The 8,332-nt window shown below is 47.0% G+C and carries 6 protein-coding genes; 5 read left to right on the top strand and 1 reads right to left on the bottom strand.

The window, feature by feature from the left end; all coding sequences use genetic code 11:
- Both Q0668_RS13625 and Q0668_RS13620 read left to right on the top strand, forming a co-directional pair.
- The coding region (locus tag Q0668_RS13625) for a DUF6807 family protein (RefSeq protein ID WP_298865581.1) at positions 1-365 on the top strand (365 nt) is incomplete at its 5' end.
- A complete protein-coding gene (locus Q0668_RS13620; protein WP_298865579.1) occupies positions 365-1,675 on the top strand; it encodes a sulfatase-like hydrolase/transferase in 1,311 nt (436 codons plus the stop codon). The genes Q0668_RS13625 and Q0668_RS13620, both read left to right, overlap by 1 nt.
- 77 nt (positions 1,676-1,752) lie before the next feature.
- Here the strand turns inward: Q0668_RS13620 and Q0668_RS13615 are convergent, their stop codons facing one another.
- The gene (locus Q0668_RS13615; protein ID WP_298865577.1) at positions 1,753-5,091 is read right to left on the bottom strand and encodes a PVC-type heme-binding CxxCH protein; all 3,339 of its coding nucleotides are present in this window, start codon (positions 5,089-5,091) and stop codon (positions 1,753-1,755) included.
- Positions 5,092-5,397: 306 nt separating this feature from the next.
- Here Q0668_RS13615 and Q0668_RS13610 point away from each other — a divergent pair, with 306 nt between their 5' ends.
- From Q0668_RS13610 to Q0668_RS13600, 3 genes are all read left to right on the top strand, one after another.
- Positions 5,398-6,330, top strand: coding sequence for an alpha/beta hydrolase (locus Q0668_RS13610; protein ID WP_298865575.1), 933 nt, complete (start codon positions 5,398-5,400; stop codon positions 6,328-6,330).
- A gap of 18 nt (positions 6,331-6,348) precedes the next feature.
- Entirely contained in the window at positions 6,349-7,665 is a 1,317-nt protein-coding gene (locus tag Q0668_RS13605; protein ID WP_298865573.1) for a hypothetical protein, read from the top strand.
- Between the two features lie 144 nt (positions 7,666-7,809).
- On the top strand, positions 7,810-8,332 hold a 523-nt coding region (locus Q0668_RS13600; RefSeq protein ID WP_298865571.1), incomplete at its 3' end, for a c-type cytochrome domain-containing protein.

Here is an 8,332-nt window from a genome sequence, read left to right as displayed (position 1 = left end):
CTATTAGTGAAGTTGGCGGCGGCACATTGTTAGATTCCAAAGGTCGGCATAGTGCAAAAAATATTTGGAGTCACTCAGCCGCGTGGTGTGACTACAGTGGTGAAGTCGATGGAAAAAAAGCAGGTATGACGATCATGTGTCATCCCGACAACTTCCGTAAAAGTTGGTTTCATGCGCGCGACTACGGATTGGCTGTCGCTAACACCTTTGGTCGCGCGGCAATGAAAAAAGGGGGGGCGAGTAAAGTGTTTGTCAAACCTGGTGAGACGTTAAGGCTCCGGTATGCAGTCTGGGTTCATTCCGGAGCAAATGAAGAGTCAATCAAAACGGCATACAAAGAATATGTGAATCTGGGAGAGGGATAATGAATTCTATCAGACCATTATTGGTGGTTTTGGGGATCTTGATCACTTTGCTATCGAGTGTTGAAGCATCTGAAAACAGACCGAATATAGTACTCATCATGGCAGATGATGTTGGATGTGACGCGATAGGCTGTTATGGAGGCCAGAGTTATCCGACTCCTCATATAGATGCTCTTGCTGCCGGCGGTATGAAATTCAATCATGGATATGCTATGCCGGTTTGCCATCCTTCACGGATCTGCATGATGACGGGGCGTTATCCATTCCGGTTTGGTAAGCAGGGGTTGAAATGGGGTGATTACCCGACAGCCGCTGAAGGAATTTCGATTGGAAACCGGATGAAACAGGCTGGTTATTCAACAGCCGTGGCTGGTAAGTGGCAGGTTTGCACGATGAAGAATGATCTTGATCATCCGCAGCGCGTTGGTTTTGACGAGTGGTGCTTGTTTGGATGGCATGAAGGTGGTCGGTATAACGATCCGTTGATCTATCAAAATGGCAAAGTACGAGAAGGGGTCAGTGGAAAGTACGGCCCGGATCTTTATGTTGATTTTCTCGTCAACTTTATGCAGCGAAGTCAGGATTCTGGTAAACCATTCTTTGCTTACTATCCGATGGCGCTGTGTCACGATGTAACGGATGATTTGAAAGATCAGCATGTTGCTTACTATAAGGATGGCCGCTGGATGACGTATGGTGAAATGGTTGCTTCAATGGACGATATGGTCGGGAGGCTCGCTCAAGCACTTGATCGAATGGATGTTCGAAATGAAACACTGATCATCTTCACAACTGATAACGGCACACCGGCAGCCAGTTATTTGAATGTCGATGAGAATGGAAAAATGGTTCGCCCCAAAGTCTTTTCCATCCGTAATGGAAAGATCGTTCCCGGTGGTAAAGGAAAACATGACGATACAGGAACACGTGTGCCTCTCATCGCTAACTGGCCTGGCCATATCAAGGCGGGGAAAGTTGTGAATGACATGGTCGATTTAACAGACTACCTGCCAACGGTTGCCGAAATAGCAGGGCTAAAAGATGACGGCGTAACCCGAGATGGTATCAGTTTTGCTCCGATCTTGTTTGGTCAGAAGCGTAGTCGCGTACGACCGTGGGTCTACTGCGAACATAGTAGAAAAAGGAGTGTTCGCTCATTGGATTGGAGACTTTATGATGACGGACGTTTTTTTGATTTGAAGAATGATCCCACAGAACAGTTTCGTATTAAACGTGACCAGCTTGATGTCGACACACTCCGTGATTTTCTACAGCTTCAAATTGTCCTTGAAGAGATGCAGCTTAATTAAATTGGGGGCGGGCGTTAACGAGGGAAGCAGGACGAACGTTTCTTATTTATTTATATCTTGCGATTATTCCTAGTCCCTTATTTCGTTCCGTTCAATGTCGACAGGTATTCCACCAAATCGCGGATTTCATGCAGTGAGAGCATTTTTTTCATTTCAGGCATCGCTGAACTGGTGGTCGACTGCGCCTCGATTTCATTGCGACTTACACGCATTATTTTGTTCTGCGGAGTTACAATTGTCAGAGAATCTACGTCTTCGGATTTGATCGTGCCCGCAATAATCTTGCCGGACTCTAATACTAAAGATACCGTTCCAAATCCCTTAGCGATTTTCGCATTGGGGAACATGATCGACTCCAACAGGAAGCGACGATCAGTATTTCGCTCAGGACTGGCGATCTTCGAAAGGTCAGGTCCTGCAGTACCACCGGTTCCCGAGACTGAGTGGCAGCGATAGCATTGTGCAGTGATGTGGCTTACGAATACTTCACGTCCTTCCTTCGCATTTCCGCCCTTTAAAGCAACTTGGTATTGAGAGAGTGGGTCCGAATGGTCTGCCGATCGTTTAAACTGGTTTATCGCATTTTTATGCAATTTCGAGTTCGATGAATTGAGGGCGTCAAGCAAGTCTAGCTGTAAGGCAACAGGTACGTTGTTTTGTCGCAACCGGTTTGCCCAATGGTCGAGGATCTTTACTGCTTTGGGCAATTTCATACGAGACAGCGTTGTCAAGGCGTGCTGCTTCTCCTGCACGGTGACTTGTTCGTTATCGAGAAGTTCTGAGAAAATTAGAGTCGCGCGCGCTGCGTCAATTTCCGCTAATTGGTCACGTGCTTCGGCGCGCAACCGAGGATGGTTTGATGACAGTGCGGCGTTGATGAGTTTGGGGAGCGCTTCAAACTTGTGAGATGCCAACAGTCGCAGTGCAGCGATGCGCGCCCCCTCTGACCGATTGTCATCCATGACCCAGGTAGCGATTGCGACATCGTCGGTTTTTACTTTTAGTTTCGCCAGCAATTCGGTGACTTGGATCTGCAGGTTATCTGTTGTTGATGAGAGCATATTCGTTGCAGTTTGCTCAATCGCATCGCGAACGGGAGTGACGTTTCGCGCTTTGGTTTGCCGCCAATACCCTGTTACACGATCTCGTTTGGTTGGACCTGACCAGTTGGCCAGCGCAGCGACCGCCTCAGCACGAATGGCTGGGGCCTGCTTCTCGCTAGTGACAATACCGATTACGGTTTTAATATTAGAGGGATTGCCGATCCGAAAGTTGGCATTGATGATTCGTCGCATGAGGGGGGCAACTTGATCGCCTTCCGCATTGCGAAAACGTTCCGCAAGATTGGCGAGTTTCAATTCTTCAGTCTGTAGTGGAAGATCGTTGATTGCTCGTGCAGCCTCTGTGACAATTTTCAAATCGACATCGTTTAGGAATTGGGAGATGAGTGGGTCTCGCCAACGGCGTTGAACCAATAATGCAGCCATCCGAACTGCTGCCGACTTGTCAGATGCAAACAGCTGTACTTGCTCACGGTTTCCGATCAGTTCCAAAGCTCGAACTCCCGCATGCGTCACGTAGCGGTCTTTTCCATTATTCACTCGTAACATTTCGATAATTGGTGTGATCGCCCCTTCTGATTTGAGTGTGCCCAACGCGATTGCAGCAAAAAATTGGACTCGAAGTGAGTCATCTTTCAGAAGTGGAATCATTGTTTTTGCAGAAGAGGTTAAGTTCGCCTCTCCTAAAACTTTTAATGCTTGTGCGCGAATTTCGCTATCTTGGTCCTGGAGTAGTTTGAGAACAGGTTGCAGTGTTTCCAGTTTACTCTGGCTGGTTTTACTACGTGCAATCTGGCCTAACCCCCAGATTGCATGCAGGCGTGTAAGCTGGTTCTCTGAATGGGTGGCTAATTTTTGCAGAGGTTCGACTGAAGTTTCACTCCGATCTGCGAGCGCAAACTGGGCACGCAGGCGAACGCGCATATCAGCGTGACTCAGCAGTGTAGTCAATTGCTCTAATGTCAGGACTTCGAATCCTTCATGAAACAGTGCGACGGTTTCTTTGATGATCGGTTTCTCTAATTGCGACTTATCAAAGATTGTAAAAATTCGACCGCCACTTGTTTTTCTATCCCAGGGTGAGACAGGATAGGTAGAGATATACATCTTCCCGTCGTAACCGAAGTCGACATCACTGGCTAGAACTGGCTTACAAAAGTCCTGATGATCAATGATGGAAAAACTAGCTCCGTTGGATTTAACGGCAAAAGATTCAACACCTCCGTTACCCGTAAAGTTGCAGTAAAAGAAGTGATTGCGATAACGCTTGGGCAAACCCACTCCTGACGAAAATACGAATCCCGATGGTCCCGCTCCAATCTTACCTACTGGTGGAACGATGTAAGCTGGTTGCAGATCGTGCGAAAGCTTCCATATACCCTCGGCGTGCCATGGGCCTGTCAAATAAGGTTCGGGGATCGTTTGGAATGCCATGTTCCAGCCGCTTTCTCCACCGGGAACAACGTACACGAGACGAGAGTGGTCGCCTTTATCGCAGTTGTTATCGTCGGCGAACAGGTTGCCGTATTGGTCGAATGCCAGTTCTTGCGGATTGCGCAACCCTTTATGGATCAGTTCTAATTCCGTGCCATCAGGATTACAGCGATAAACGGCGCCATTTCTCGGATTAGAAATAGTTGCTCCCTCTTTAGAAACAACATGCGCACCACGATCACCAACGGAGAAATAAAGCCTGCCATCAGGTCCCCATACAAGTCCATGCAGGTCGTGACCGAGAAACGCCGCGTTCACACCGAATCCCCTTAGCAGCGATGTCTTCTGGTCTGCTTTTCCATCGGAATCCTGATCCTCAAGTAGCCAGAGATCTGGAATACACGTGTACCAAACCTTTCCGTGACGGGCAATCAGACCTGATCCGAGACCAGCGAGTGGATCATTGAAGCCATTAGCAAACACAGTTGAAACATCTGCCTTGCCGTCTGTGTTACGATCTTCGAGTCGTCGCACAATGTCGGAAGCTCTGGTGAACCATGACATTCCACCTTCGAACTTGTCTTCCCATTTTTTGAACATCGCCATCCTGTCGTCAAGCGTTCTGATCTGTAAATCATCTTCGAGCAGGAATGGTCGAGTGCGATTTTCTTCGGTGCCTTCGTTGAATCGATGTTCTTCAGCGACATAAACATATCCCTTGTCATCAATACAGATGGCAACCGGATTCTCAAGCTTGGGTTCGGCAGCAAACAATTCAATTGTAAATTCCCTGGGAACTCGAAACGCTGCTGCCGCTTTGAGGGCTGCATCTGTTCCATCCTGTTTCGGATCTACCGCTTGCACACAATTTAGTGAAACGCCGAACAGCAGTAAGCAGAAAACGATTGATATAGATTTCATAATTCGGAACCTTGAAGCACTTAATGTCTCGATGCAGTGGAAGGTGATGAGGGTTGATTTTAAATAGGTACGATTTGGATTTCGGTGTTGATAATTAAACAACAGCTTAACGAAGATACCTAAACTCGGAGGTGGCGCCCAGTAAAGTGTTATTCGAGTGTGTTTCTTCTATTGTAATACTTCAATCGTGGACCCATAATCGATTGGTCAATCAAAAAATGATTTCCACGAAACTGTTTTTGTTGAATTTGTAATCCATGTTGTCGTTGAACGGTATTTATAAGAATTATTTCAGGAAGTCCGGTGATGATAAATCGCAATTTAATAAACCTAGTGATGTTAATTACATTGATTGTGACTGCGGGTTCGCTTGTCAACGCGAGCGAGAAAGCAGCCTTTCCGGGCGTTCGTACGACCTGGAATGGATTTGACCGGTACGATTTTGAGGTCGAGGGGAAGCCGGTGCTTGTCGTGGTTCCACACAAATCCGCGCCTGGCAAACCGTGGGTGTGGCATGGTGAGTTCTTTGGACACAAACCGGTGCCAGACATTGCGCTGTTGGGACGTGGATTTCATATAGTCGCCATGAAAATTCCAGACCTCTTTGGTGATCCGCAGGCGGTGTCATATTGGAACTCTCTATACAAAGTGTTGACTAAACAGCACGGTTTCTCACGCAAGCCAGCTTTGGTTGGTGTTAGTCGAGGAGGGTTGTACTGTTATAATTGGGCTGCAGAAAATCCCCATAGCGTCGCTTGTATTTATGGGGATGCACCAGTTTGCGATCTGGCAAGTTGGCCTTTGGGGAAAGGCAAGGGCACAGGGAATCGTGTTGAAACACCAAAACTCTTAAAAGTATATGGTGTTGATACCGCAGAGGAATTGCTTGCGAAAGCCCTAAATCCGATCGATCGTTTGACACTATTGGCAAAGGCCCATGTCCCGCTTCTACATGTTTACGGCGACGCAGATACCGGCGTTCCCTGGACTGAAAATACAGGGGTACTAGCCGAGCGTTATCGTAAGCTCGGTGGTAATATTAAGTTGATTTCCAAGCCCGGTGTCGGACATGTACACGGGCTAGATGATTCCACACCTATTATCGAATTCATCGCACGTCATAGTGTGGACTCTAAACAATCTAATATTAAACCGCGGGAAATTGGTTCGCGGCGGGAATTATTTGTAGACCGCTATCTAATCGAACGACTGACGAACGCACGGTTTCATTTACATTAGCCTCGCGATGAAGGGGCCGTGCTCAAACTCGATGAACCGTGGGAAGGTCCTCAGGCGGGATACACAACGATCATCAAAGACGGCAATCGATTTCTAGCATACTACTGTGGCATATCAAAGCTTACCCTCGACGGTAGTGAATTCGAGCGGACTTGCCTGGCCGAATCTCAAGATGGATTGACTTGGACAAAACCAAAACTGGGCCTGTATGAATTTAATGGGAACAAAGCGAACAACATCGTCTTGGCGAACGCTGCTCCCGTGACGCACAATTTCTGTCCCATGCTCGACAAGCGGCCCGGAGTTAATTCTAAACAACGTTTCAAAGCCGTCGGCGGTACAGGAAAGGAACTGTTCGCGTATGTTTCAGCGGATGGACTACGCTGGAAAAAGCTGCAGGACGCGCCGATTCTTTCCTCCCGTGATATGACATTCAAGCACATCCATTTGTTTGATTCACAGAATCTGGTTTTCTGGTCCGAGTCGGAACAAACATATGTCTGCTATTTCAGGGTATGGGATGGTTTGCGTCGTATTGCTCGATCGACCAGTCCCGACTTTAAGAAATGGTCACCCGCTGTCTTGATGCAGCAAGTCCACGACGATGGCTTCAATTGTTCACAGCCTGCGCCAATCGAGCACTTATATACGAATCAGACATCTCCTTACTTTCGTGCACCACATATTTATATTGCAACTGCCGCACGTTTTTTCGAAGGGCGACAAGTTCTGAACAAGGCTCAAGCAAAAGCCATCAATGTAAATCCGAGTTACTTTAAAGATACTTCAGATTCAATCTTCATGACGTCGCGGGGCGGCACCGTTTACGACCGTACTTTCCTCGAAGGCTATCTCAAACCGGGTATCGGCCCACAAAATTGGGTATCTCGCACAAATTATCCAGCACTTAATATAGTACAAACTGGGCAGAATGAGATGTCACTCTATGTTAATCAAGACTATGCACAACCGACAGCCCATCTGCGCCGCTACAGCCTGAGACTCGATGGTTTTGCGTCGATTCGAGCGGGTGCCAAAGCTGCTGAATTGATTACCAAACCCTTTATCTTTTCCGGAACTAACCTGCACATCAATTTTGCCACTTCGGCTGCGGGAGGACTCCGCTTCGAACTGCAATCCGAAACTGGGAAACCTCTAGATGGCTTTTCTCTGAATGACTGCCAGGAACAAATTGGGAATGAGATTGACCGCAATGTATCTTGGAAGAATGTTGATTCACTTGAAGCAATTTCCGGTAAACCCGTTCGTTTGCGATGCGTCTTAAAAGATGCAGACTTGTTTGCAATTCAATTCGTCAGAAAAAACGAGGAGTGATCACGGACCTTGTTGAATTGATCAAACACCTGGCTTCTCAATTTATACTCTAATTGATAACATCGAATGGGTAAGTGGTTTTCGTAGCAGTATAAGTATAAATCAACAACGAAGTACATGAACTCAATTAGCAAAGGAAACTTCTTGTCTATCTCCTTTCATATATATTTACTCAGACAAAACCGAAAGACAATCCTTGGTTTGTTAATCCCCGCTTTCTTGTCGCTCGCGTTGTGTTATCAATCGCATGCAGAAGAGATTGATTTCGATCGTGACATTGCACCACTTCTCAAAGAACATTGCTGGGATTGTCATAGTGGAAAAGAGCCAGATTCCAAACTGAATCTGGACCGACGTGTCGGTGCATTAAGTGGTGGTGATTATGGTCAGCCTGCAATTGTACCAGGCAAACCGGAAAAAAGTTTTATGATTGATGTCATCAATCATCGCGACCCTGAATTGAAGATGCCCCCGGACGAAAAGAAACTCCCGCAAAAATCGATCGCTCTATTGACGCGTTGGGTCAAAGAGGGTGCCAGTTGGCCTGGTCAGATGAAGGATGTTGTCGAAAAGAAGTCCGGTCATTGGTCGTTTCAGCCTGTCAGAAGACCTGATGTTCCTTTAATTTCAGGAATGAAAAATTCGAATCCCATCGATGCGTTTTTAC

It is taken from the genome of uncultured Gimesia sp., assembly GCF_937910335.1.
GTDB lineage: Bacteria > Planctomycetota > Planctomycetia > Planctomycetales > Planctomycetaceae > Gimesia.
The sequence above is the reverse complement of the archived record's forward strand: the minus strand, read 5'-3'. Positions and strand labels throughout refer to the sequence as shown.